Genomic DNA, 25799 nt, shown 5'->3' on the forward strand with positions numbered 1-25799 from the left:
AATCACCTCTGAGAGGTGATAACTCAATGATGTAAAATCCTGAAGATAGGAAAAGGCGATTAACAGAGTCAGAATAGAATGGTACTGGATAGGAAGTCAACGGTTATAATCACAGGTGCTTCTTCAGGTGTCGGTTTGTACGCTGCCAAGGCTCTTGCTGAAAGGGGATGGTATGTAGTGATGGCCTGTAGAGATGTAGCGAAGGCTCAACTTGCAGCCCAATCTGTAGGAATCCCCCACCAGGGCAGCTACACTATCATGCATATCGATCTTGGCTCAATGGATAGCGTTCGACAATTTGTGAAGAACTTCCGAGCAAGCGGAAACTCTTTAGACGCTTTAGTGTGCAACGCCGCAATTTATATGCCTTTGCTAAAGGAGCCACTGCGAAGCCCAGAAGGATTTGAGTTAAGTGTTGCGACAAATCACCTGGGACATTTCCTTTTGTGCAACCTGATGCTAGAGGATCTAAAGAAGTCATCTTCAGATCCAAGGCTCGTAATTTTGGGAACTGTCACCCACAATCCAGACGAACTAGGTGGGAAGATTCCGCCGCGTCCAGACTTGGGCGATTTGCAGGGCTTTGCAGAAGGATTTAAAGAGCCAATCTCAATGATTGATGGCAAGAAATTTGAACCAGTCAAAGCTTACAAAGACAGCAAGGTTTGTAACGTGCTAACCATGCGGGAACTCCATCAGCGCTATCACGAGTCAACAGGTATCGTCTTCAACTCTCTCTATCCGGGATGTGTTGCAGAAACACCGCTATTTAGAAACCACTATCCCCTGTTTCAGAAAATCTTTCCATTATTCCAGAAGTACATCACTAAGGGATATGTGTCTCAGGAGTTGGCAGGAGAACGGGTTGCGGCAGTGGTTGCCGATCCTGAGTATAATCAATCTGGTGTGTATTGGAGTTGGGGAAATCGCCAGAAAGAAGATGGTAAGTCCTTTGTTCAAAAGGTTTCTCCTCAAGCCCGCGATGATGACAAAGGCGATCGCTTATGGCAACTAAGCGCCAAGTTGGTTGGAATTGCATAATGGCATAGGATTTAGCGTTATCCTGGAGCATAATTCATTAATTCATCGATCCACTTTTTTTGAATTAATCGGCATTATGTCCTGGTGAAAAATGGTTGAGGTGATTATTAAGTCACCTCTGAATTTATTGATAGCTTTATTTAATTTCAACTTATTTGTATAAGCCATAACTCTGAAATAATCTTCAGGAAAAGCAGAGAAGATTAAATATGAATTATGACTATTAGGAATCCGGTTTGATTTATGAAAAGATCCGTAGGAGAGCAAGTCGTGTGGGCGGGTTTCCCAAGGGCACATCTATGCATACCTCATAAATTGGCTTTATATTTTTATATAAAGAAAATTCCAGGAATAATTCAGAATCTATTAGTGTGAGGATTTAGATCCGCCATTAAAGTCCACTAAATTTAATATTTAATGGAGGATGTTAAACCCTTGATTAATTGCTAATTGCTTAACCTTCTTGTGAATTCTGGCTCCTGACTCCTAAATTCTTTCTTGATAAAATTCAACATCTTTACTGAGGCTGTTGAATTGTAAAAAAGCGAAGCTAGGGCATTCAGCGATCGCATCTCTGCAAGCAAGAAGATTGGAGCATCAACCAACGCCTGATTTCGCTTGTGATTCTTATCCAAAGGTTTAAGGAAAAACGATTATGGCAACAGAAGAAGCATCGATTAGCCTGGTAAAAGATATAAATACTGGTGGAGTTTCCTCTAACCCGCAAAATCTAACCAATGTCAACGGCACGCTGTACTTCGTTGCTATCGACAACAGTGAGGGCTATGAACTTTGGAAAAGTGATGGCACAGAGACTGGTACTGTTTTTGTAAAAGATATCTTCTCTGGTACAGGTAGCTCTAATCCGCAAAATCTGACCAATATCAATGGCACACTATACTTTAGAGCGATCGACAGCAGTGGAGGCTCTGAACTGTGGAAGAGTGATGGCACCGAGGCTGGTACTGTCCGCGTCAAAGACATCTTCTCTGGTACAGGTAGCTCTAATCCGCAAAATCTAACGAATATCAACGGCACTCTGTACTTCAGTGCCAGCGACAGCACTGGAGGCACTGAACTGTGGAAGAGTGATGGCACTGAGGCTGGCACTTTTCGCGTCAAAGACATCTTCTCTGGTACAGGTAGCTCTAATCCGCAAAATCTAACGAATATCAACGGCACTCTGTACTTCAGTGCCAGCGACAGCACTGGAGGCACTGAACTTTGGAAGAGTGATGGCACTGAGGCTGGCACTTTTCGCGTCAAAGATGTCTTCTCTGGTACGGGTAGTTCTAATCCGCAAAATCTAACGAATATCAACGGCACTCTGTACTTCAGTGCCAGCGACAGCACTGGAGGGACTGAACTGTGGAAGAGTGATGGCACCGAGGCTGGTACTGTCCGTGTCAAAGACATCTTCTCTGGTACGGGTAGTTCTAATCCGCAAAATCTGACTAATGTCAACGGCATACTCTACTTCAGAGCTACCGATAGCAGTGGAGGCATTGAACTTTGGAAGAGTGATGGCACAGAAACTGGTACTGTCCGCGTCAAAGACATCTTCTCTGGGACAGGTAGCTCTTACCCTAACTATCTAACGAATATCAACGGCACGCTGTACTTCAGTGCTAGCGATAGCAGTGGTGGCTATGAACTGTGGAAGAGTGATGGCACAGAAACTGGTACTGTCCGCGTCAAGGATATCTTCTCTGGGACAGGTAGCTCTAATCCGCAAAATCTAACCAATGTCAACGGCACGCTGTACTTCAGTGCTAGCGATAGCAGTGGGGGCAATGAACTGTGGAAGAGTGATGGCACAGAAACTGGTACTGTCCGCGTCAAGGATATCTTCTCTGGTACGGGTAGCTCTAATCCTAACTCTCTTGCCAATATCAACGGCACGCTGTATTTCAGAGCTACTGACAGCAGTAGTGGCTCTGAACTGTGGAAGAGTGATGGCACAGAAACTGGTACTGTCCGCGTCAAGGATATAAATACTGCCACAGTTTCCTCTGAACCGTACTTTCTAACCAATGTCAACGACACGCTGTACTTTAGAGCCACCGACAGCAGTGGGGGCAATGAATTGTGGAAGAGTGACGGTACAGAAGCTGGAACTGTCCGTGTCAAGGATATCTTCTCCGGTACAGGTAACTCTAATCCGCAAAACCTGACCAATGTCAACGGCACACTGTACTTCAGTGCCTATGAAAGTAGTGGGGGCAATGAACTGTGGAAGAGTGATGGCACAGAAACTGGTACTGTCCGCGTCAAGGATATCTTCTCTGGTACTGGTAATTCTGACCCGAACTTTCTGACCAATGTCAACGGCACGATGTACTTCGTTGCCACCGACAGCAGTGGGGGTCGGGAACTATGGAAGAGTGATGGCACCGAAACTGGTACTATCCGCGTCAAGGATATCTTCTCTGGTACGGGTAGCTCTAATCCACAAAATCTGACCAATATCAACAACACGCTGTACTTCAGTGCTAGCGACAGCAGTGGGGGTCGGGAACTGTGGAAGAGTGATGGCACTGATGCTGGCACTGTCCGCGTCAAGGATATCTTCTCTGGTATAGGTAGCTCTTATCCGCAAAATCTGACAAATGTCAATGGCACGCTGTACTTCGTTGCCACTGACAGCAGTAGTGGCTCTGAACTGTGGAAGAGTGACGGTACAGAAACTGGAACTATCCGCGTCAAGGATATCTTCTCTGGTACAAGTAGCTCTAATCCGCAAAATCTGACCAATGTCAACGGCACGTTGTACTTCAGTGCCACCGACAGCAGTGGAGACAATGAACTCTGGAAGAGTGATGGCACAGAAACTGGAACCATCCGTGTCAAGGATATCTTCTCTGGTATAGGTAGCTCTAATCCGCAAAATCTGACCAATATCAACGGCACGCTGTACTTCAGTGCCACTGACAGTAGTGGGGGCAATGAACTATGGAAGAGTGACGGTACAGAAACTGGCACTGTTCGCGTCAAGGATATCTTCTCTGGCATAGGCAGCTCTAATCCGCAAAATCTGACCAATGTCAACGGCACGCTATACTTCAGTGCCACTGATAGCAGTGGGGGTAATGAATTGTGGAAGAGTGATGGCACTGAGGCTGGCACTATCCGCGTCAAAGATATCTTCTCTGGTACGGCTAGCTCCAACCCTAACAACCTAACTTATGTCAATGACAAACTCTATTTTTTTGCAGACAACGGAAATACTGGGCAAGAACTTTTTAAGCTTGACCTGAATAGTACTCCCACTGACCTGAGCCTGAGTGCCACTAGTGTTAACGAGAATGTTCCTGCCGACACAGTAATTGGCAACTTTAGCACCACTGACGCTGATACAGATAACACCCACACCTACACCCTAGTTTCAGGTGCAGACAGCACCGATAATAGCGCCTTCACAATTGTAGGTAACGAGTTACACATCAACGTCTCACCCGACTACGAAACCAAAAATAGCTACAACATCCGTTTACGTACCACAGATCGGGGTGGCTTATTCTATGAGAAAGCGATCGCGATCGCAGTTAACAATATTAATGATGCCCCAACACTGGCAAATGCCATTGCTGACCAAACAGCGACAACAGACACCACCTTCAACTTCAGCCTACCAGCAAACACCTTTGTAGATGAGGATGCGGCAGATAACCTCACCTACAGCGCCACCCTGGAAAATGGCGAACCAATTCCTAGTTGGTTGACTTGGAACAGCACTACTTTGAGCGGTACTCCCACAAATGACAGCGTTGGTAGCCTCAACATCAAAGTTATCGCTAGTGATGGAACGACAGATGTCAGCGATGTTTTCGCCCTGACAGTGGTTAATAACAATGATGCTTCCACCACTTTTAACGACAGCATCACTACAAACGAATTAAATGGTGATACAGGAAGTGACAATCTGATTGGTGGTTTGGGCAATGGCACCTTATTCGGTGGCGTAGCTGACGATGTACTCCTCGGTGGAACTGAGCGAGATAGCTTTAAGCTGACTGATACCTGCACCAGAGGTCATGATATCATCGCTAATCTTACTATTGGAAATGGTACTATCTTCATTTCCAAGGCAGAATTCGGACTGGGCCAATCTCAGGATACGATACTCGATTCGGGTTTGTTCCGACTTGGGACTAGTGCGACAACAACAGGCGATCGCTTCATCTACGATCGAAGTACGGGAAACCTATTCTTTGATAAAGATGGAGTTGGTGGTACAGCACAAGTTAAGATAGCCCACTTCTCGAATCAAAGTAATGCTTGCTAATGCAAACATTACTTTGATTCCCTAACTTTGCTGTGTAGCTAGTTTCCTTGACTTGCACCTTTAACAGATGTACAATTAGAATCAAATTGAAGGGGAGTAGCTGCTGGCAAAAAACATAAAAAGCCAGTACATCTGAATCAACATACTGGCGATGAGCCTGGTTCAGATGGCAAGTAAATATTTGAAAGCGAGACCTTCACTAAGTTCACACCGAAAAGTGTAAACTTGGTGAGGTCTTTTGGTTCTCATCAAGCTTCACATCGGTAAACGATTCTTCAGGAGCTTGAGAGAGTGTTAACAGCTTTTACCGCAGCTTTATTATTAATTACAGTTTCCGAACTAGGCGATAAAACATTTTTTATTGCCGTGATTTTGGCAATGCACCATCCTCGGCGGCTGGTGTTTGTCGGGGTGACAGCTGCTTTAGCTGCGATGACAATCCTTTCGGTGCTATTTGGACAAGCAGTATCTCTGTTGCCAAAAGTTTATATTCATTACGCCGAAATAGCTTTATTTATAGCCTTTGGTATCAAGCTGTTATATGACGCTAGTAAAATGTCTGCTACTTCCAATCCAGAAGTTGTAGAAGAAGCCGAAGCTGCGGTGAAGAAAGCAGATTTGGAGTTACCAAAACAAAAGACCCCCTTAGCAATTGTCATAGAAGCCTTTATATTGACATTTATGGCCGAGTGGGGCGATCGCACCCAAATTGCCACCATTGCCCTAGCCGCAGGTAATAATCCAATTGGAGTGACAATAGGTGCAATTTTAGGACATGCCATTTGTGCAGCGATCGCAGTTATCGGCGGCAAAATGATTGCCGGACGCATTTCTGAGCGTCAACTCACCTTTGTTGGCGGATGCTTATTTTTAGTCTTTGGTGTCGTTGCTGCCATTGAGGGAGCGTGAGGGGAAGAGGCAGGGGGCAGGGGGACAAGGGGACAAGGAGAATAACTATACTCAATTCCCAATTCCCCATTCCCAATTCCCAATTCCCTACTTCGGAGTACTTTTCAATGAAGGTGCGGGAGATGGAGCCCGATTAGGAATGGGGGAAGCAGTTGCTGCCTTTTTAATTTCGTCTTTGTACTGAGCAGGTGCTAAAGCTGCGGCACTATCAAATAAAGGTTTTGCCTCTGCGTTTTTGCCCTGTTGTTTCAGGAGCATCGCTTTTGCCACAACAGGGCGAAAATCTTTAGGATCTTTCTTAATTGCCTGGTCATAAGCAGAGCTAGCTTGAGCATAGCGTTTCTGGGAAGCATGAACAGAACCTAACAGCACTTGCACGGCTACTGTATCTACACTTCCCGGCTGAATTGTATTTGCTTGGGCTGCTTTAGAGAGGCTTTCTTGCAGCAAACCAATAGCTGCTTCCGGGCGTTGCTGACTGATTAACAGAGCCACCATTCCTTGCAAAGCCTTCAAATCGCCCGGTTTTGTGGACAAAATCGTGCGATAAGCTTGAGCGGCTCCTTCGCGATCGCCTATTTGCTGTTTCGCTTGAGCCAGTAGCACTGAATATTCTGACTGTTCGGGATTTAGCTTGGCTAGCTTTTCTAGGGGTTCAATAACAACTTGGATATCAGCTGGTTTAATTTCACTTTTTTCTTTTTGACTCAATAGTTGTAGCCGCGCCTGCAATAAGCCCTTAAGTGCAGTCTGATTTTCCGGTTCCCTTTGCAAAACCAGTTCATAACCCCGTACTTCGTCTTCCAGTTTTGATTTTTGGTCAGAGGAGGGCAAAGTGCCTCTGGTGCTAGCGGTATTCTGATTTGAGGGTGGCGTATTATTAAATGCTCCAATTATGGGAATCACTGAAACACCCACAAAAGCAAGAACTGCCAGCGCCAAGACAACTTGAACCATCCAGCGATTGCGTGTTTGAAACACAGTTTTGTCTTCCTCCTGAACTCTAATGACATTATCATTTACACAAATCGTAAAGTTAAAAATTTCCAAAACTTTGCGGAATACCGCCAATTGCCTGTGAATTTTATAACAATTAACTATCTACACTGCTAAAGTAAGTGATGACTTTAGGAGGAGCCGTCAGAATTGTAGCTATGATATGCTTCCGAAACTAGTGTCAGGGCGCTAAATTACACGTTTAATGTACAAACACTAAATTTAGCGCCTTTAGGATTGTATAGAGTACCCTAGTGTGACTTTGTGAAAAGCAAATATACTTTCATCAGTCGCACAAATGCTCTTTTCAGCTACCTTTATAAAATCCCACAATGGGATGTGTCTCCGCCGCAAGGAGTTTTTATGAATTCCGACCTGATGCCGTTGCCTGAATCCTCCAATTCTTCTGCCTCTAACCAGGGCCCAACTAATATAGAGGCAGCCGCTAATGTTCGCATAGCAGCCAAGTCCTCTAAAGAAGTTGAAAATTCGCCTGTTAACCCCAGTGAGACTGACTCAAATGGCAACTTAGCCAATCGACAGCAACCGATTCCGCCTCCCAGCGAACCGATGCAGTATCGAGCGATCGGATTAGTCCGGGGTCGCTATCATGCTAGCAGCGAACAATTTACTCAAGGTACGCTGCTAACCACAGATGGTGTAGAACTCAATGCCGTCCTCCTAGGCCGGATTATGAGCTTAGTCAAGAATCACCTAGATTTAGAAAAAGAACACTTGTGGGTAGTATATCCACGTACCAGACAAGAAAATGACACCTTGCACATCCAAATCGTCGGAGTTTGGGAGCCAGAAAATCTGGCTAAAAACTCAACAGATGAGGACGAGTTAGATTTAGAGTTGCAAGAGTCACAGACACCCGATGATGGCTTATCCGAAAGTTCTGAATTAAGCACAATTCCCGCGATCCCCTCATCAGAAGTAACAGATGGTGGTTTTTCTGTTCGTGGTGAGGTAGTATACCAATCTTTTGATGCTAAGAGCTTAGTAGTCAAAATTAGGCAGGCTGCACGCAAACCAACTGACAAACCCAAGTATTTCAAATTGAAATTGAGGGGTGTCCTGACGACCAAAGCAGTAGGAAAGTTCTGGGACTTTCAAGCCAAGCGAGAAGCTGACGTTTTGATAGTAGAAAAAGCTGAAGCGATCGCTGACTTGCCCAAAAAACGCAAACCACCATTCAGAGGTGGCCCTCGTGCTGGCGGTGGCGGTGGTGCTAGTGCTGGTGGTAGAAAACCATTCCCCCCCAGACGCAGTGGCGAAACCCCTCGTCCTATCAAGAAAACAGGCGCAGGCAGCGACATCTCTGTGGTGTCAAAACCTATACCAAGAACGCCTGCTCCTAAGCCTATTATCAAGCGACCAAAACCGACTCAAGAGTAGGATTAGGGATTGGGGATTGGAGATTGGGGATTAGATTAAATATTAGGGTTAAACTAATTTTTTTAATCCCCAGTCCCCATTCCCCAACCTCAAAAATCCGTCCGACGGTCTTGGGGTAGAAAAGATCGCTCCATCGGAATTGGCGAAACTGGTTCTGTAAGGGTAAACGTCCCTGCTTCAATCCACTTTTTCAACTCTAGGGCGACTTGTCTAGAAAAAAATAAACTCGCTAAAGGGGCAGAGCGTACTGCTTTGCCTTCAATAGCGATCCTTCCAGATTTGAGTTGGGCGTAACTCACCAAACCAAAGGTGGGACGAACCCGCCGGGGAATAGAAAAATCCACTATTGGGGCTACTAAGTCTTTATCCTGGACGGCACAGTGTTCAACTACTTGTTCATTTAATACAGGGAGTGGGACACCAACGCCTAACATCAATGAGGGGCCATAACTTTTGAAGTAACAACCCCGCACCCAATGAGCATCCATTTGCTTGGCATCACCAATTAAAGCTAAAGTGGCGGAAGGCCCAATCGGTGTACGATTAGCTAAACGTTTTTGTAAGGGGAAGTGCTGAGTGCCTTCCCAGGCGACATAGCCAACACCGCCGCCTAAAAAAATTCGAGTCCCGATACCAACGAGTTGCAAATCGGGATCGTTGAGTAAGGGGGAAATAGCACCGGGATTAGAGTAAACGGCATTCCCCAGACGCGGTTGTAAAGGGCCGAGATAGGTGAAGAGGGGGCGATCGCCACCATTTACACCGACAATAAAATTTTGATAAAGATTGCGCGGATTGAATAAATAAAACTGATTAATCGTTTCACTAGTAACTGTAGTTTCAAAACTTGCTCTGGGGTAACAATCAGTTACTTGTCCTTGCGCTTTTACGTGTATAGCTTTGCCAGCGATCAAATCTTCGATTACATGACCTCCCCCACGTTCTCGGACTTCTTCGCCATCTGTTGTCTCCACAGCACAACTCGCACCCAAATATAAATCTACTGCCCCAAAACCAGAGTATGCTGGTACGCCATCTAACCAGCAACGGCGAATTTTTATCGGTGGATCGGTGTGTCCGAGATTAATAATTGCACCACTTGATTCCATCGGCTCAAACGTACCAGTGGTAATTACATCAACTTCTTTAGCAGCTTTAGTAACACCGATTTCTATAACTCGTGCTTTTAACTCTTCAGTTGTCAGTACTACCGCACGTTGACGGATAATTTTCTCGTTAATTTCTGCAATTGTTCGCATCTTGTCAGTGCTAGTGCTTCCTGCTATCTTCCTCTTTGAAGGATATCTTGATAAATCAGAGAATCTTGCAAATTTCCTCTCGAAATAGTTGTCGGCCAATCTAACTGGCTATCTAAAAAAGATATCAAGATGATTTTGCAATCTTTCTTTAGATAGATATTCAAATAAATCCGTAATATCTCTAATATAAAAAATAGGAAATTTTTTAGAATGAAGACACTGCGATCGAGATCGCAACCTCAACTGATTTTTGATCCAAACAGAATTCAGGAGTCAGAATTCAGTTGAGTATTCTGACCGAAAAAGCGGATAGCGCAGCGTAAAGTCTGCGCCATAGCATACTCTTATTCTGAATTCCTCTTCAACATTTTTTCTTGGTGGAAGCACATGAATTTTCAAAGCTCTGCTTTACCTGTCATCATTTCTGATTCTAATAGTGTCAATGTCAAAGCTGAAATATCCTATGTTCAGGGGATGGAGCATTTAATTGAGGTTATTCAAGCATTATCACTAGCACGGACGCTAGAGCAAATCATGGAGATTGTGCGAAAGTCTGCGCGTGAGTTGACTGGGGCAGATGGAGCTAGTTTTGTGCTTAGAAATGGAGATCAATGTTATTATGCGGATGAAGATGCGATCGCTAACTAGTAGAATATTGTTCGTGGTTAATGTTTTAAACAGGATTTCTCTAGATTTTACTCGATATGCGTGCGATCGCCTTGACTTCGCGTCTCTACAGACCTCAAATTCCCACTAATAATTCTTAACTGAACCTTACGGGTGACAGTTGAAAAATAAATGAGGGTATAGGCAATTTTTGAAGTTGCTTATATCCTCATTTTAATAAACTAAGTTTTTGCAGTCGCGTATAAGTCTAAGTTAACGCTTGAGCAACTACTGCCGAAAGTGAATCCTTTGCTGCTTGCTTCAACAATTCGGCTTTATCGGTCTGTTCCCAAGGCAAGTCTAAATCAGTCCGCCCAAAATGACCGTAAGCCGCGACGTCCTGATAAAAACGTCCGCCTCGTTCACTTGGTAAGTTGCGTAAGTTGAAGGTATGGATAATCCCTGCTGGACGCAGTTCAAAATGTTGGTTGATTAATTCCAATAAGGTTTCTTCATCCACTTTGCCTGTGCCAAAGGTGTCCACCAGAATGCTTGTTGGTCGCGCTACACCAATAGCATAGGATAGCTGGATTTCAACTTTTTCTGCCAACCCAGCAGCGACAATATTTTTCGCTACATAGCGAGCCGCATAAGCAGCAGAACGGTCTACCTTTGTGGGGTCTTTACCAGAAAAAGCGCCGCCACCATGTCGTGAATAACCACCGTAGGTGTCAACGATTATTTTCCGTCCTGTTAGACCAGAGTCTCCTTGAGGGCCACCAACGACAAATTTGCCAGTGGGGTTGACTAAAAAACGTGTCTGCTCGTTAGGCTTAACGTCAATGTCGCCAAAAACAGGTTCCACCACTGCTGACCAGAGGTCTTGTTTAATCTTGGCTTGTACAGCCGCTTCATCCGTAATTTCCCCAATAGTGGCTGTATGCTGGGTGGAAATTAGAATAGTATCAATACCTACTGGTTGCCCATCTTCGTAGACTACAGTTACTTGAGTTTTACCATCAGGACGCAGGTATGACAATTCACCTGTTTTGCGGACTGCTGCCAATCGGCGAGCAATGCGGTGGGCGAGACTGATGGGTAATGGCATCAGTTCTGGTGTTTCATTGCTGGCAAAGCCAAACATTATACCTTGATCGCCTGCACCAATTTTGTCGAATTGTTCATCACTATCTTGCTCGCGGGTTTCTTGGGCGGTGTTAACGCCTTGAGCAATATCAGGTGATTGTTCGTCTAAAGCCAGCAGAACGCTGGTGCTGTTAGCAGAAAAGCCATTATCAGCATTGGTATAACCAATTTCGGCAATTTTTTTACGAGCGAGATTGACGAAATTCACATTGGCTTTGGTGGTTATTTCACCAGTGATTAGCACCAAGCCAGTATTAACTACTACTTCAGCAGCGACACGGCTAGTGGGGTCTTGTGTCAGTAAGGCATCCAGAATGGTATCAGAAATCTGATCGCAGATTTTATCTGGATGACCTTCAGTGACTGACTCGGAGGTAAATAAATATCGACGAGACACAGCAAATTCCTCCTGACTTGAGTTTTTTCGCTGACTAAATGTGAGTATTTAGTTCAACTACCTAAATTTAACGTGAGTTCTATAAACCTCTAGCTGACTTGAACTAAAGTTCAAGTCCGTCCCTCTCAGATTCGGAGAGAGACAGTTTTAGGTTCTGAGAGGTTTTTTGATTGAGCTTGTTAGGCGAACACCACATAAGCTGTAGAACTCACGTTAATTTATGAAATCATAACAATATTTATACTTCAGTAGTTAGTATCTTGTTGATATTGATAAAAACCACCAATCATAAGGTAAGTATGTGTAAATAAGATAAATTTATGCTAATTATTTTTTGGGGTGAATGTGTTTAATAACACAAAAAAAAAGGGGGACACCCAGAAGCGCCCCCACAAACTTTGACACAAGCACTGCTACTTTTAAACCTGAATCGCTAACTTTGCTTCCGTAGCTGTCAACCGCTCATAAGCAGCACGCATTTTCAAACCTGTCAGTACTTGGAAGAAACCAGTACCGTTATTGGAACCTGGATACTCGCGGTGCTGGAGTAACAAGTGAGTCAATTCACCCTGATATTTGGTGGATGTATTGCTGAGATGGGTTTCGATGTAAATTACTTCTTCCAAGTTATCAAATTGACCATCTACCTCTAGCACTGAGACATAGCGACCGTAATAAACATCCGAACCATAGTATAGTTGCATACCAGGGTAAGAACAGGTCAGCTTACGTCCACAAGGAGTCCAATTAATTGTTGACCCTTCATCAAATAGGTAGGTTGGTTCAAAGCCTTCCTTCCCTTCTCGTTGAAGCATCCGTACCCGTAAGACTCTGCGCTCGGTGTCGTTTTTGATCAAGTTTGTGGGTAATACTTGGAGAACTACATCGGCAAATTCTCTTTGTGGTTCGATAAACTTTTCAAAGTCAGGTTTGCGGGAATTGATTTGCGCTAAGACATCTTCGTAGCGATGACCGCGTTCAGCCATATCTCGCTGGATTTTCCAGGCAATTTTAACTTCATCACTAATGTCAAAATAAACACTGAAGTCAATTAGCGATCGCACCCGCTCATCATATAAAGGATGCAGTCCTTCAACAACTATAATGCGATTCGGCTCGATCCGCTCTGGCGGATCGAGCAAGCCAGTTTCATGGTTGTAAATCGGCTTATCAATCCCTTGACCACTTTTGAGCGCTTTAATTTGCTCATACATCAGGTCAAAATTGTTCGCCCTAGGATCTAATGCAGTTATCCCAGTTTCTTTACGCTGTTTGCGATCTAAGGAGTGATAATCATCCAAGCAGATGACTGTCATTAAATCTTCACCAAACAAATCTATCAAACGACGCAAAAACGTAGACTTCCCGCACCCAGAGTCTCCGGCTACTCCAATCAGTACCACGCGTTCCGGCTTACTTGTCATAAATCTCCTCTAAAATACTAAAATTGTGTCAATATTTTTTCACACAGCAGATTCCGAAGCCAGGAGTTTACCCCTTTGGTTTATCCTGCGTTCTTGCTACCTAGCACATCTATAAGACACCAAGCGCGTAAACAACAAAGTAATTAAGTTGCTACTCGTCGGACTAGCCTGAATGTTGGTGCCGGTAAGTATTTAATCCTAGTGGTATATTTGATTTTAACAGAAGGAGGTATCCCATACAAGATTGCTGTCAAGAAGAATTAGCGTGGTTCATGAATCATTTTTTGGTGATTTAGTTGTTAATTTAAAAATGGGGATCAACACTGCTCATGAGTGTTGCACCTCTGTCATTTTGCTACTTATGACTCTACAAATCTAAGTTTATAAGGTATAATTTAGGATCGCAGCGATTTTATTGATGTTCTTAAATTGTAATTCCAGTTTGACAATGCTTAAGATATTCAAAGCAAAAATCTATCCAACGAATGAGCCAACAACTTGCATTAGTCAAATTATTGGCTGTAAAGTTATGGATAGGCTTAAATAGAAGCGTTGGTTTATAGCAAATTACTGAATAGAGGTTGACAGATTTTTCACATCAAGTAAAACTGATTACAGTTGCTTAAATCACGATTATCTCTGCCATTATGTTTGTAGCTGAAGTTGTCCTACTCATGTAATTATCCATAGACAGGTCATAAATATAGCTAACAACATTTCGAGAGAGCAGTAGATTTTGTGAAGTAAAACCAATTGTCAGAAAATCTTCCGAGATTGACATTCTCCGATTTAAGCCCTTGAAGTAGGCAAGCACAACGGCAAATTCTAGCGGTAAATTGAGCGGTAGCTTCCACCAATCAAACTAGTCCTCTTTATGAATATCTGCTATCGTGAGTTACTCGTTGGGTAGTCAGGTAAAAAACTATCTCGCTGATGCAGATGGTAGTTAACAAAAAAAAGATTAAATTGACTCATTATTAACATTCTCCACAAGACTTATCCTTTACCTTAGAAGGTGAACAGGTGTGTTTTTTGCTATGCCTGCATGTCTTTGGTGAGTGTACTTAGCAAGGCATTAATTTAGTGATGCCGTTTTTCCTTCAGAGCCAGTTTTGTGAAACGAAAATCCGGTAAACTAAAGCTGGTAAGGTAGGGGAATTGTTTTTTTTGAAAAACGGTTAAGTAAATTATCGGAGTGGTAGAACGAATGTACAATCAAGGTGCTGTTGAGGGTGCTGCCAACATAGAATTAGGTAGCCGCGTCTTCGTTTATGAAGTGGTGGGTTTGCGTCAGGGAGAAGAAACCGATCAAACTACCTACCCAATTCGCAAAAGTGGCAGTGTGTTCATCAGAGTGCCTTACAACCGCATGAATCAAGAAATGCGACGTATCACTCGTCTAGGCGGCACAATTGTTAGTATCCAGCCTGTAACTGCTCTAGGGCCAGTTAATGGTAAAGCCTCACTTGGGAATGCTACAAGCGAAGTCAGCGAGTTAGCTACATCTGAGGAAACTGCTAACACTGAAGGGAATGGTAAAGCCACACCTGTAAATACTCATAGTGAAACCAAAGGTTTTGCTAAACCACCAGCTGAAGAACAGCTCAAGAACAAGGACAAGAAAGGCAACACCATGACTCAAGCGAAAGCCAAAAAAGACCACGGTGACGTTCCTGTAAACACTTATCGTCCCAATGCTCCGTTTATTGGCAAGGTAATATCTAATGAACCGCTAGTCAAAGAAGACGGTATTGGTATTGTTCAACACCTTAAATTTGACCTATCTGGCAGTGATTTGAAGTATATAGAAGGTCAAAGTATTGGGATTATTCCACCAGGAGTAGATAAGAACGGTAAACCAGAAAAACTCAGACTATATTCAATCGCCTCAACTCGTCATGGCGATGATGTAGATGATAAGACAGTATCACTCTGTGTCCGCCAGTTGGAATACAAGCACCCAGAAACTAGCGAAACAGTCTACGGTGTTTGCTCTACACACCTGTGTTTCCTCAAGCCAGGGGAAGATGTGAAAATTACAGGGCCAGTGGGTAAGGAAATGTTGTTACCCCAAGATCCTGAAGCTAATGTGATCATGATGGCAACTGGAACAGGTATTGCGCCGATGCGGGCTTATCTGTGGCGGCAGTTTAAAGATGCTGAAAAAGCCGCTAACCCAGAATACCAATTTAAAGGATTCTCTTGGCTGATATTTGGCGTACCAACAACTCCAAACCTGTTATATAAGGAAGAACTGGAAGAAATTCAACAAAAATATCCTGATAACTTCCGCCTCACTGCTGCCATCAGCCGCGAACAGAAAAATCCCCAAGGCGGTAGAATGTATATTCAAGACCGCGTAGCAGAACATGCTGATGAATTGTGGCAGTTGATTAAAAATGAAAAAACCCACACCTACATCTGCGGTTTGCGAGGTATGGAAGAAGGTATTGATGCAGCTTTAACTGCTGCTGCTGCTAAGGAAGGCGTAACCTGGAGTGATTACCAGAAGCAACTCAAGAAAGGTGGTCGCTGGCACGTAGAAACTTACTAAAGTTAGTCATTGGCCATTTTGGTCATTAGTCATTGGTCATTAGTCATTTGTAAATACCAATGACAAAGGACAAATGACAAAAGACGAAGGACAAATGACAAAGGAAGCAGGATAATCAGTAGGTAGGGCAAATGCTCTACCTACAATTGTTATTTGTGAAATTGGGTGCAGAAATTGTGGGTGTGAAACTAGGAATACTGGGACTAGGCACCGTGGGAACGGGAACAGTGCAGTTGTTGCAAGATAGGGTTGGTCGTCACCCTTTGTTGCAAGAGATAGAAATCTATCGGGTGGGAGTACGATCGCTCGATAAACCCCGTGCAGTAGAATTATCTACGGATGTATTAACGACAGATTTAGAAGCGATTGTCAACGATCCGGCGGTAGATATAGTTGTCGAGGTGATGGGCGGATTGGAGCCGGCGCGATCGCTCATCCTCAAAGCTTTAAGTAATGGCAAGCATGTAGTCACCGCCAATAAAGCAGCGATCGCCCGCTTTGGGGCAGAAATTTTCACAACAGCCAATCAAGTCGGCGTATACGTGATGCTAGAAGCTGCTGTAGGTGGTGGGATTCCGGTGATTCAACCCCTGAAGCAGTCTTTAAGTGTTAACCGGATTCACACTGTCACAGGTATCGTGAACGGTACAACAAACTACATCCTGACGCGGATGCAAACAGAAGGCAGCAACTTCAACGATGTCTTAGCTGATGCCCAGCGCTTGGGTTATGCGGAGGCTGACCCGACAGCTGATGTTGATGGCTTAGACGCAGCAGATAAAATTGCCATCCTCGCATCATTAAGCTTTGGTGGACGTATCAACTTACAAGACGTTTATACTGAGGGGATTCGGCAAGTTAGCAAAACAGATATTGCCTACGCCGAAAAATTGGGATTTGTGATTAAATTGTTAGCGATCGCTAAACGTGATACTCCCTCATCTCCCCTCTCCGTCAGAGTTCACCCTACCTTAGTCCCCCAAGCCCACCCTTTGGCTAGCATCAACGGCGTTTACAATGCCATTCTTGTCGAAGGAGAACCCATCGGTCAGGTCATGTTTTTCGGCCCCGGTGCTGGTGCTGGTGCAACCGCCAGTGCTGTCACATCAGATATCTTGAATTTAGTTGCTGTCCTCAAAACCAATACAGCAGTTGCAAATCCATTATTAACTTGTGGACATCAAGAATATTGCCAAATTGCGCCGATGGCAGAACTGATAACTCGGTTTTATGCCCGTTTCCTCACGAACGATCAACCTGGAGTTATTGGTAAATTGGGGACTTGCTTTGGTAACTATGGCGTTAGCTTAGAGTCAATTGTTCAAACTGGCTTTCAAGGGGAACTTGCAGAGATTGTGGTTGTTACCCATGATGTGCGGGAGGGTAATTTTCGGCAAGCTTTGGCAGAAATTCGGAATTTGTCAGCGATTGAAAGCATTCCTAGTTTACTGCGCGTACTTTGAGATTATCGTTTAGGTGATTTCCGGAAAATAAATTACCCGATAAAGCAATTGAGTAGCTCTGATTCCCTACTGGGAAAAGGACTCTTTTAACTGACCCGGTAATTTATTATTCAGAAATATCCTTAGCGATCGCTATTAAGTGTTCCCGCAGACTAGAATACTTAGTTTTTTCAAATTTCTGTTTGTGCTTACCTTTGGTAGACTAAATAACAAACCTCACGAAAAACGCGAGGGTAGCCTTATGACTGCAACGAATCCAGCTACTAGTACTACACTTCCAGACCACACTCAACTTCCAGAGTCTGATGGCACCTTCGTGAAAAACTTCCAGGAACATCCCCAAAGCATTCTAATAACGGAGTCCATTAAACCAGTATTGCAAAAACGTCATCTTGACGGGCAATATTGCATAGGTCAAGATAGTGGCATCTACTGGCGCATTACTGACCCGCCAGAACGAGGTGCAGAAGCTCCCGATTGGTTCTATGTCCCGAATGTACCGCCTACACTGAATGGGCAAATGCGCCGTTCTTATGTGCTTTGGCAAGAACACATTGCTCCTTTAATTGTATTGGAATTTGTCTCCGGGGATGGTAGTGAAGAGCGAGACAAAACTCCTTGGAAGGGCAAATTTTGGATTTATGAGCAAGTGATTCATCCGGCTTTTTATGGCATTTATGAAGTGAATAAAGCCAGTGTGGAAATGTACCACATTATTGAAAGCCAATATCAACTTTTACCAGCAAATGAACGGGGACATTATCCCATTGCGCCTTTGGGAGTTGAGTTAGGTATTTGGCAAGGAGTTTATCAGAATGCAGAATTACCTTGGTTGCGCTGGTGGGATTTGCAAGGTAATTTGTTGTTGAGTGGTGAGGAAAGAGCCGAACAGGAAAGCCAAAGGGCGGAATTAGAAAGCCAAAGGGCGGAATTAGAACGCCAAAGAGCCGATCGCTTGACTGCTCAATTGCGATCGCTCGGCATTGAACCAGAAGTTTAATAGCAAGCTAAACTTAAAAACAACCCTTACTCCTGCAAAGGTAGTTTTATGACCTCTGCAACCGATCCATCCACCACCCTCACTCCTTTCCCAGACCATACTCAGCTACCAGAGTCTAATGGTACTTTCGTGAAAAATTGGCAAGAGCATCCCCAAAGCATTTTACTGACTGACTCAATTACACCCGTCCTCAAACAATTACACCCTGAAGGTGAATATTGTATAGGTCAGGACTTAGGTATTTACTGGCGGTTGACAGACCCCCTAGAAAAAGGCGCAGAAGCACCAGATTGGTTTTATGTACCAAATGTACCGCCCTTGCTCGATGGACAAACGCGGAGGTCTTATGTACTGTGGCGAGAATTTATTGCCCCTTTGATTGCTTTAGAATTTGTCTCTGGGGATGGTAATGAGGAGCGAGACAAAACCCCTTTTCAAGGCAAATTTTGGATTTACGAGCAAGTAATTCATCCGGCTTATTATGGCATTTATGAAGTGAACAAAGCCAGTGTAGAAGTTTATGAATTAATTGGAGGAAAATATCAGTTATTAACAGCAAATGAACGGGGACATTATACTATTGCTCCTTTGGGAATTGAGTTAGGTATTTGGCATGAAGTTTATCAAAATGTCCAATTACCCTGGTTGCGTTGGTGGGATTTGCAAGGTAATTTGTTGTTAACTGGTGACGAAAGAGCCGAACAGGAAAGCCAAAGAGCCGATCGCTTAACTGCCCAATTGCGATCGCTCGGCATTGAACCAGAAGCCTAATCTTTACCTATTTATTCACATTCAGCAACTGCGAAGTTTCTAACCGACTCATCCACTTCTCTAAATAAACTCGATTATTTTTCTCTTCATTTGGGTCTTTAGTGTCCAAAGGATGAGGCATCAATCCCAAAATCGTTGCTGTGGTAACACAAAACATCGATTTTTGGAAACTCATGCAAATTTGTACCCGCAAATCATCTTCACCCCGAAGACTACGACGATAAATTTCGTGCAAATACTCTGGAAGATAATGACGCATATCCTGCATTAACAAGGTGGGAGGAATACCCGCGCCGCCGATGGGTAAAGGATCGGCATACAATGCGCCATACTGAAATCGGGTTTGATCTGGGGGAATTTGATATCCTTGGGCGTTGTATGAAACTGTACCGTGGAAAGGAGTTCCCCGAAAGAAGACTGCTTCTACATAAGGTATTGCTGTATCTGCTAAGAAGGTCAAACCAACGCTTTTAGGAATGATTTCATAGACTTCACCTCGAATTTTGACGGCGTAGGTAATTGGGTTTGACGCATTTGCCACTAACGCTGTTTTAATGTGGTCTACAACCTGGGGAATCGATTTAATTTCGCCTTGGTCGTAACGGTCTGATAAGCTAAGGAACATATCAGCCATTACTCGCCAGAATTGACCTAAACCTGTGTAGTAAGCAGAGACACGTAAGTATTCTGTTAAGAAATCTGGAAATAGCTGGTTAATACCGGGAACTAAGGGATTATTTTTAAATTTTGCGGCGATAACGGCTTGCGCTCTTTCTTTAAATTCTGTTGTATCTAAATAGGTATCTAGTCCACCGCCACCGTGCCACATCATACCTTTCATGCAATACTCGGCATATTCAAAATTAATGCGGTCATGCCACCAGTGACGGAGTAATTTTTTAAAAGAAACTTCTCCATTAAAATATTTAAAAAATGGGAAAAATACTAAAAACTGATGCTCGGCAATATAGTTAAGATTTTTTGAGTAGGCATCTAAAACTACACCATAGCTTTTAAGAATACCAACAACTTCTAGTACATTTTCTGGACTATCAGGGAGTAATGCTTCTCCTTTTTGCAGACGTTCAATATACTCAGCTAAAGGATTATGAACCGCTTTCTTTTTAATAGTTACCATTGCCATCTCTCCAAAAAGTATAGGGATTGGGATATTGGGTACTGGGTACTGGGTACTGGGTACTAGGTATTGGGAATCGTGTATTACGTATTAGGAAAAATCTTCCCTCATCCCCAGTCCCTCATCTCCAGTCCCTAATCCCTAATCCCCATTCCCCATTGCTTTATCCAAGGACACTGCTAATACTACGTTTTGGCTATTCACCATTGCTGTAATTGTTGGTTCAGTCCAGCGTGCTAACCAAGCGGGTTGAATGCCGAAAATCACAATCAGTACAGCTAAAATTGCAGCTGGGATGCGATCGCTCCAATAGACACGTGGTAAGTTAGTAACTTGTGCAGACAAGCGACCAAAAAAGGCACGGTCGAGGAGGATCAAAAAGTAAACCGCAGTTAAACCAGTACCAAGCATTGATAGTAGCGTTTGGACTGGAAAAACTGGGAAACTGCCGCGAAAAATGATGAATTCGGAAATAAACCCGACCATTCCTGGTATCCCAGCGCTGGCCATCACTCCCAAAACCATTAGGCTACCAATTACGGGCATACCTCGTTCTGGGTTCAGCAATCCTTGGAGAACATCTAAATCTCGGCTTCCGGCTTTGTTATACACAACCCCTACCAGCAAAAATAGCATGGCGGAAATCAACCCGTGGCTAATCATCTGCATAACAGCACCTAATACGCTTAATGGTGTCGCCGCAGCCGTCGCTAACAGCACATAGCCCATGTGTCCAATAGAACTGTATGCTACCATTTTTTTCATATCGGTTTGAGCGATCGCGCAGGATGCACCATACAGTACACTCACCACTGCCCAAGTCGCTAACCAAGGAGCCACATAAGCCCAAGCTTCTGGTAACAAGTTCATGCCAAACCGCAGTAAGCCGTAGGTTCCCAACTTCAACAGCACCCCAGCCAATAGTACGGAAATGGGTGTGGAAGCTTCAACGTGAGCATCTGGCAACCAAGTATGGAAGGGAACTAAGGGAATTTTAATCCCGAAACCGATCAAAATCCCCGCTAGCAGTAAAAGCTGTGTCGCTAAAGGTAAAGTCGTAGTGTTTAAGGTTGCTAGTGCAAAGTTAGAGGAACCACTCAGCCAAACCATGCCGAGGAAACTTGCTAAAATCAAGATTCCCGAAACGGCGGTATAAATGAGAAATTTTGTCGCTGCATAACCCCGCTTTTCCCCACCCCAAATAGCTATCAATAGATACAGAGGAATTAGTTCCAATTCGTAAAACAGGACAAATAACAGTAAATCCTGTGCCAGAAAAGCTCCAGTTACCCCAGCGCTTAATAATAGGATCAAAGAGTAATAAAATTTAGGACGCTGTAGAGATTCATCGCTGCTGTAGATGGCAATAGAAGTTAATAGTCCATTCAAAACCAGCAGTGGCAAAGATAAACCATCGATTCCCAGGTTATAGTTTAAACCTAAGACATCTATCCAAGGGACAGACTCGGCAAATTGTTGAGTGACTTCGCCTGGATGGAACTGAATTACTAATACGATTGTCCACAAGAAAGCGATAGTGGCAAAGACTAAAGCTACCCCACGGGCAAATTTCCCATTGATGCCAGAGGGCGAGAAACCAATTAAAGCCGCACCGATTAACGGCACTAGAATTAAAACACTAAGCATAAGCAAGTGGATAATGGGGAATTGGGAATGGGTAATGGGGGAAGAGTTTTCCTAATGACGACAAATGACAAATCACAACCCCCACTAATTAAATTTATTTGTGCCAACCTCTTTAAAAAGGCAATTTATCTAGTAAACCCGATGACCAGCCGATGAAGAAAACCAGGACGCTGACAACTGCGAGGATGGTCAACATATAGCCCTGAGATTGCCCAGAAATGCTGTACTTTAAAGTTTGTCCGCCCAGAATCGTCGCAAACCCAACTAAGTTTACTAAACCATCAACTAAATAGCGATCGCTCCAAGCAGAAACTCTAGATAGTAGTGCGACTGCGCTCACTACCGTTAGGAGATAAACTCGGTCAATATAAAAATCATAACCTAATAAGTCTTGCACAAATCTCCACGCCAAAAATCTGGATCTTGACCAAGCTTTGTGCAGATAAACTGTAGATCCTGCAACTATTCCCAGTACTGTAGAAGCAAACAAGGCTAATGCTACATACCAATTAATACTTGCCCAATCTGGTAATAAGTACCATTGCTGTAGCATCAAAGGTAAAAGCAGAGTCAAGACTATGAGAGTAACCATCGGGAAGGCCATTTGCCAACCAACTTCTGGCGTGCGACGGGTCTTTTGTTGTGGTTTCCCCCAGAAGACTAATCTGAAAACTCTGGTTAAGTTCAATGCTGTCAAGCAATTGACTAATAATAAAACCCCAATCACCCAAGGGCTAATATTTACGAAACCGTCAGCCCATGCTAACATTGCCCAGAAGCCTCCCAGTGGTAGCACTGTCACCATCCCCGCCGAACCGACAATAAAGGCGGTGGTGGTAGCTGGCATCCGTGACCACAGTCCGCCCATTTCTGTTAGGTCTTGACTTTGGGTAGTTAATATGATTGAACCGGAACTCATAAATAATAATGCTTTAGCGATCGCATGAGTTAACAGCAACATCAAGGCTACACCCCCTTGCTGTAACCCCACCGCTAGAAACACTAACCCCATGTATGCACTGGTGGAATGAGATAGCGATCGTTTAATGTCAATTTGAGCTATAGATACTAATGTTGCCCCAATAGCTGTCACCGTACCCATGATTACCAAAGCATTCAAGGCAACTGGCGACAGTGCTAACAATGGCTGAAATTTATACAGTAAATATGCGCCACCAGCGACTACCAGCGAGTTTCGCATTACCGAAGCTGGGTTTGGCCCTTCCATCGCCTCATCTAACCACAGGTGCAGGGGAAATTGGGCGCATTTCCCCGCCGGCCCAGCAATTAACGCCAAACCCAGCAATGTTGATGTCACTGGGCTTAAATTAGCTGTTTGCGCCCACTCATATAAATTTGAGAAGTTCAAACTCCCGGCTAAAGTAGAAAGCGTCACCACAGCCATCAGCAGCAACAAGTCTCCTACCCGTTTAGTCCAAAATGCATCTCGCGCCGCCGTCACTACTAGGGGTTGAGCATACCAGAATCCCACTAACAAGTAAGTTGAAAGCGTCAGAACTTCTAAAAGGGTATAGCTAAGAAACAAAGAATCACTGATTGCTAAACCACTCAACGCTGCTTCAAAAAATCCCAGCAGCGCAAAAAAACGTGCCAGCGACCAGTCTTTCTCCATATAACCCAGAGCGTAAACTTGTGCCAGTAAGCTTAAACCTGTAATTAAAACTGTTGCCCCAATGCTGACTGCTGAGAGTTCCAAGGTAAAAGATAAGTCTAAATCACTAGCTTTAAACCAGGGCACTAGTAACTTTTCTGGTTCTCTATCCCAGATATTTTTAAACACAAACAGACTATGGACAAAAGCCACAACAGTTGTCAAAAAGTTGATGTATGCCGCAGGTCTTGGCCCTGTTCGCTGAATTATTCCTATTCCCCAGGGCAACGTCAAAACTGCGCCTAATAAGCTATATAAAGGCAAAAACCAACTTGTTGAAAATAGAAATTGATCCATTTAAATTTACCTTGATGACTCAGCCTTTATTTTAAAAAATCTTTCCAAACATTATTTATTTAAAAGATTAATTTAGGAAAACATCAACATTTTTTTATTATTGTTTGAAGTAAATTATCAAAAGTATTTTTACTTCGCCTTACCTTACTACACTTCGGTAAAATATAACTTTACATACGTAAAAGCATTTACTCGCCTTAACCTTACCTCTGTTTTTACATTTGTATTTCTACTTGAAGCAGAGTACTTTATACGATACATTTGAAAAAATTATATACTTTTTACCTAGTCGTTGTACATACAGCAAAATATGAGAAAAGATAGATACAGTAAAAGATACAGCCGCCGCTCCTACCTCGCTAGATAGAATTAGCCTTGGTTATGAATGTCGTTTTCTAAATGTGATAAAGAAATTATAAAGCATAAGTGGCTGCTCAAGTAATTCAGTAAACTTTAATTGCTCAAAAGCCTGGATGAATTTTTGTTAAGTTTTTTAAAACTTTCTTATCATAAACTATTATAGTAATTTGTATTGCCAGGAACGCCAAGCTTTCCTATGCTTAATTTGGAAGTGTTTTCTTAGCTATAAGATTAGGCTCTCCCCGTCAAAAAATTCAAACGACAGTACAGATTGCATTAATTTTGTAGGAGTTCTGCGATGCCAATTGCAGTTGGAATGATTGAAACGAAGGGCTTTCCAGCAGTGGTGGAAGCTGCTGATGCGATGGTGAAAGCTGCCCGTGTCACCTTAGTAGGTTATGAAAAAATTGGTAGCGCTCGCGTCACCGTGATAGTTCGGGGAGATGTATCGGAAGTGCAAGCTTCTGTTGCTGCTGGGGTTGAAGCGGCGAAAAGAGTCTTTGGTGGTGAAGTATTATCTACTCACATCATTGCTCGTCCTCACGAGAACCTGGAATACGTCTTGCCGATTCGTTACACAGAAGCTGTAGAACAGTTCCGTACCTAAAAACTGTTTAAAAAAAGTAATTAACGCTCTTTACCTTTTTGAGCATCACTTTTGTCCGAAGCTAAAAACTTTAAATAGGGATTAAAACTAATGTCAATTGCAGTGGGAATGGTTGAAACGCTGGGCTTTCCAGCAGTAGTGGAAGCTGCTGATGCGATGGTGAAAGCGGCTCGTGTGACTCTAGTCGGTTATGAAAAAATCGGTAGCGGTCGAGTTACCGTAATTGTTCGGGGTGACGTATCGGAAGTGCAAGCTTCCGTAGCCGCAGGTGTTGAATCAGTGAAGCGAGTCAACGGTGGACAAGTGCTTTCGACTCACATCATTGCTCGTCCTCACGAAAACTTGGAATACGTCCTACCAATTCGTTATACAGAAGACGTAGAGCAATTCCGGGAAAATGTGAACGCAATTCGTCCTTTCGGTAGAAGACCGTAATTTGTAATGCAAATTGCCAAAGTTCGCGGCACAGTAGTTAGCACCCAAAAAGATCCAACTCTCAGAGGTGTGAAACTACTGTTGTTACAATTAGTAGATGAAAACGGCAATATCCTACCAGAGTATGAAGTAGCAGCAGATATTGTGGGAGCAGGAGTAGATGAGTGGGTACTCATCACTCGTGGTAGTGCCGCTCGTCAAGTTGTTGGCAACGAACAGCGTCCATTAGATGCAGCAGTGGTGGCGATCATAGATACTATTTATGTTGAAGATCGCCTCATTTACAGCAAAAAAGATCAATATTGATAGTCATTTAGTCATTAATCATTGGTCATTAGTCATTAGTGAATAACAAAGGACAAATGACAACGGACATAATGACTAATGACAA

General features: G+C 43.6%; 19 protein-coding genes. 12 read left to right on the forward strand and 7 right to left on the reverse strand.

All coding sequences use genetic code 11. From position 1 onward, the window contains the following. Nucleotides 1–78: 78 nt before the first annotated feature. The 3 genes from CDG79_RS08690 to CDG79_RS08705 all read left to right on the forward strand — a co-directional run bounded on the left by CDG79_RS08690 (nt 79) and on the right by CDG79_RS08705 (nt 6235). On the forward strand, nt 79–1041 hold the full coding sequence (locus CDG79_RS08690) for a protochlorophyllide reductase (protein WP_094341776.1): 963 nt from the start codon (nt 79–81) through the stop codon (nt 1039–1041). 655 nt (nt 1042–1696) lie between these two features. Further along, nucleotides 1697–5326 carry an ELWxxDGT repeat protein gene (locus CDG79_RS42180; protein WP_189524928.1) on the forward strand — a complete coding sequence of 1210 codons (3630 nt, stop codon included), beginning with the start codon at nt 1697–1699 and terminating at the stop codon, nt 5324–5326. Nucleotides 5327–5617: 291 nt separating this feature from the next. Further along, nucleotides 5618–6235 (forward strand): TMEM165/GDT1 family protein, encoded by a 618-nt coding sequence (locus tag CDG79_RS08705; RefSeq protein WP_094341777.1) that lies wholly within the window; start codon nt 5618–5620, stop codon nt 6233–6235. Nucleotides 6236–6322: 87 nt separating this feature from the next. Here the strand turns inward: CDG79_RS08705 and CDG79_RS08710 are convergent, their stop codons facing one another. Then, entirely contained in the window at nt 6323–7216 is an 894-nt protein-coding gene (locus tag CDG79_RS08710) for a tetratricopeptide repeat protein (RefSeq protein ID WP_094341803.1), read from the reverse strand. 378 nt (nt 7217–7594) lie between these two features. Between CDG79_RS08710 and CDG79_RS08715 the strand changes: the two genes are divergently transcribed. Continuing rightward, nucleotides 7595–8632: a hypothetical protein gene (locus tag CDG79_RS08715; protein WP_094341778.1), complete on the forward strand. Its 1038-nt coding sequence runs from the start codon at nt 7595–7597 to the stop codon at nt 8630–8632. Nucleotides 8633–8721: 89 nt separating this feature from the next. Here CDG79_RS08715 and CDG79_RS08720 read toward each other — a convergent pair whose 3' ends face one another. After that, nucleotides 8722–9891, reverse strand: coding sequence for a homocysteine biosynthesis protein (locus CDG79_RS08720; RefSeq protein WP_094341779.1), 1170 nt, complete (start codon nt 9889–9891; stop codon nt 8722–8724). A 387-nt stretch (nt 9892–10278) separates the two neighbouring features. On the opposite strand from CDG79_RS08720, the gene CDG79_RS08725 reads away from it, so the two are divergent. Beyond that, complete coding sequence (locus CDG79_RS08725) at nt 10279–10539, forward strand: hypothetical protein (protein ID WP_223278065.1); 261 nt, start codon at nt 10279–10281, stop codon at nt 10537–10539. Nucleotides 10540–10765: 226 nt separating this feature from the next. Here CDG79_RS08725 and metK read toward each other — a convergent pair whose 3' ends face one another. Both metK and CDG79_RS08735 read right to left on the reverse strand, forming a co-directional pair. Continuing rightward, nucleotides 10766–12040, reverse strand: coding sequence for a methionine adenosyltransferase (gene metK / locus CDG79_RS08730; RefSeq protein ID WP_094341780.1), 1275 nt, complete (start codon nt 12038–12040; stop codon nt 10766–10768). Nucleotides 12041–12459: 419 nt separating this feature from the next. After that, nucleotides 12460–13464 carry a phosphoribulokinase gene (locus CDG79_RS08735; RefSeq protein ID WP_094327608.1) on the reverse strand — a complete coding sequence of 335 codons (1005 nt, stop codon included), beginning with the start codon at nt 13462–13464 and terminating at the stop codon, nt 12460–12462. A gap of 1207 nt (nt 13465–14671) precedes the next feature. Between CDG79_RS08735 and petH the strand changes: the two genes are divergently transcribed. From petH to CDG79_RS08755, 4 genes are all read left to right on the forward strand, one after another. After that, on the forward strand, nt 14672–16018 hold the full coding sequence (gene petH / locus CDG79_RS08740; RefSeq protein WP_094341781.1) for a ferredoxin--NADP reductase: 1347 nt from the start codon (nt 14672–14674) through the stop codon (nt 16016–16018). A 176-nt stretch (nt 16019–16194) separates the two neighbouring features. Beyond that, entirely contained in the window at nt 16195–17481 is a 1287-nt protein-coding gene (locus CDG79_RS08745) for a homoserine dehydrogenase (protein ID WP_094341804.1), read from the forward strand. A 241-nt stretch (nt 17482–17722) separates the two neighbouring features. Continuing rightward, nucleotides 17723–18481, forward strand: a complete 759-nt coding sequence (locus CDG79_RS08750) for a Uma2 family endonuclease (RefSeq protein WP_094341805.1) — start codon at nt 17723–17725, stop codon at nt 18479–18481. Between the two features lie 48 nt (nt 18482–18529). Further along, complete coding sequence (locus tag CDG79_RS08755; protein ID WP_094341782.1) at nt 18530–19252, forward strand: Uma2 family endonuclease; 723 nt, start codon at nt 18530–18532, stop codon at nt 19250–19252. 7 nt (nt 19253–19259) lie between these two features. On the opposite strand, the gene CDG79_RS08760 is transcribed toward CDG79_RS08755, so the two are convergent. The 3 genes from CDG79_RS08760 to CDG79_RS08770 all read right to left on the reverse strand — a co-directional run bounded on the left by CDG79_RS08760 (nt 19260) and on the right by CDG79_RS08770 (nt 24006). Next, nucleotides 19260–20390: a CO2 hydration protein gene (locus CDG79_RS08760; protein ID WP_094341783.1), complete on the reverse strand. Its 1131-nt coding sequence runs from the start codon at nt 20388–20390 to the stop codon at nt 19260–19262. A 141-nt stretch (nt 20391–20531) separates the two neighbouring features. Then, on the reverse strand, nt 20532–22037 hold the full coding sequence (locus CDG79_RS08765; protein WP_094341784.1) for an NADH-quinone oxidoreductase subunit M: 1506 nt from the start codon (nt 22035–22037) through the stop codon (nt 20532–20534). A 112-nt stretch (nt 22038–22149) separates the two neighbouring features. Next, entirely contained in the window at nt 22150–24006 is a 1857-nt protein-coding gene (locus CDG79_RS08770; RefSeq protein ID WP_094341785.1) for an NAD(P)H-quinone oxidoreductase subunit F, read from the reverse strand. Nucleotides 24007–24664: 658 nt separating this feature from the next. Between CDG79_RS08770 and CDG79_RS08775 the strand changes: the two genes are divergently transcribed. The 3 genes from CDG79_RS08775 (at nt 24665) to CDG79_RS08785 (ending at nt 25714) form a co-directional block, all read left to right on the forward strand. After that, nucleotides 24665–24973, forward strand: coding sequence for a carbon dioxide-concentrating mechanism protein CcmK (locus CDG79_RS08775; RefSeq protein WP_012410633.1), 309 nt, complete (start codon nt 24665–24667; stop codon nt 24971–24973). A 90-nt stretch (nt 24974–25063) separates the two neighbouring features. Further along, complete coding sequence (locus CDG79_RS08780; RefSeq protein ID WP_010995041.1) at nt 25064–25408, forward strand: carbon dioxide-concentrating mechanism protein CcmK; 345 nt, start codon at nt 25064–25066, stop codon at nt 25406–25408. 6 nt (nt 25409–25414) lie between these two features. Continuing rightward, nucleotides 25415–25714: a EutN/CcmL family microcompartment protein gene (locus tag CDG79_RS08785; RefSeq protein ID WP_094341786.1), complete on the forward strand. Its 300-nt coding sequence runs from the start codon at nt 25415–25417 to the stop codon at nt 25712–25714. Nucleotides 25715–25799 lie beyond the last annotated feature (85 nt).

This window comes from Nostoc sp. 'Peltigera membranacea cyanobiont' 232 (assembly GCF_002245985.1).
Lineage (GTDB): Bacteria > Cyanobacteriota > Cyanobacteriia > Cyanobacteriales > Nostocaceae > Nostoc.

Excerpts from the sequence above, each read along its gene's own strand:
- CDG79_RS08690 (WP_094341776.1), top strand. The coding sequence starts at position 79 with ATGGTACTGGATAGGAAGTCAACGGTTATAATCACAGGTGCTTCTTCA.
- CDG79_RS42180 (WP_189524928.1), top strand. The coding sequence starts at position 1,697 with ATGGCAACAGAAGAAGCATCGATTAGCCTGGTAAAAGATATAAATACT.
- CDG79_RS08715 (WP_094341778.1), top strand. The coding sequence starts at position 7,595 with ATGAATTCCGACCTGATGCCGTTGCCTGAATCCTCCAATTCTTCTGCC.
- CDG79_RS08720 (WP_094341779.1), bottom strand. The coding sequence starts at position 9,891 with ATGCGAACAATTGCAGAAATTAACGAGAAAATTATCCGTCAACGTGCG.
- CDG79_RS08725 (WP_223278065.1), top strand. The coding sequence starts at position 10,279 with ATGAATTTTCAAAGCTCTGCTTTACCTGTCATCATTTCTGATTCTAAT.
- CDG79_RS08735 (WP_094327608.1), bottom strand. The coding sequence starts at position 13,464 with ATGACAAGTAAGCCGGAACGCGTGGTACTGATTGGAGTAGCCGGAGAC.
- petH (WP_094341781.1), top strand. The coding sequence starts at position 14,672 with ATGTACAATCAAGGTGCTGTTGAGGGTGCTGCCAACATAGAATTAGGT.
- CDG79_RS08750 (WP_094341805.1), top strand. The coding sequence starts at position 17,723 with ATGACTGCAACGAATCCAGCTACTAGTACTACACTTCCAGACCACACT.
- CDG79_RS08755 (WP_094341782.1), top strand. The coding sequence starts at position 18,530 with ATGACCTCTGCAACCGATCCATCCACCACCCTCACTCCTTTCCCAGAC.
- CDG79_RS08760 (WP_094341783.1), bottom strand. The coding sequence starts at position 20,390 with ATGGTAACTATTAAAAAGAAAGCGGTTCATAATCCTTTAGCTGAGTAT.
- CDG79_RS08765 (WP_094341784.1), bottom strand. The coding sequence starts at position 22,037 with ATGCTTAGTGTTTTAATTCTAGTGCCGTTAATCGGTGCGGCTTTAATT.
- CDG79_RS08770 (WP_094341785.1), bottom strand. The coding sequence starts at position 24,006 with ATGGATCAATTTCTATTTTCAACAAGTTGGTTTTTGCCTTTATATAGC.
- CDG79_RS08775 (WP_012410633.1), top strand. The coding sequence starts at position 24,665 with ATGCCAATTGCAGTTGGAATGATTGAAACGAAGGGCTTTCCAGCAGTG.
- CDG79_RS08780 (WP_010995041.1), top strand. The coding sequence starts at position 25,064 with ATGTCAATTGCAGTGGGAATGGTTGAAACGCTGGGCTTTCCAGCAGTA.
- CDG79_RS08785 (WP_094341786.1), top strand. The coding sequence starts at position 25,415 with ATGCAAATTGCCAAAGTTCGCGGCACAGTAGTTAGCACCCAAAAAGAT.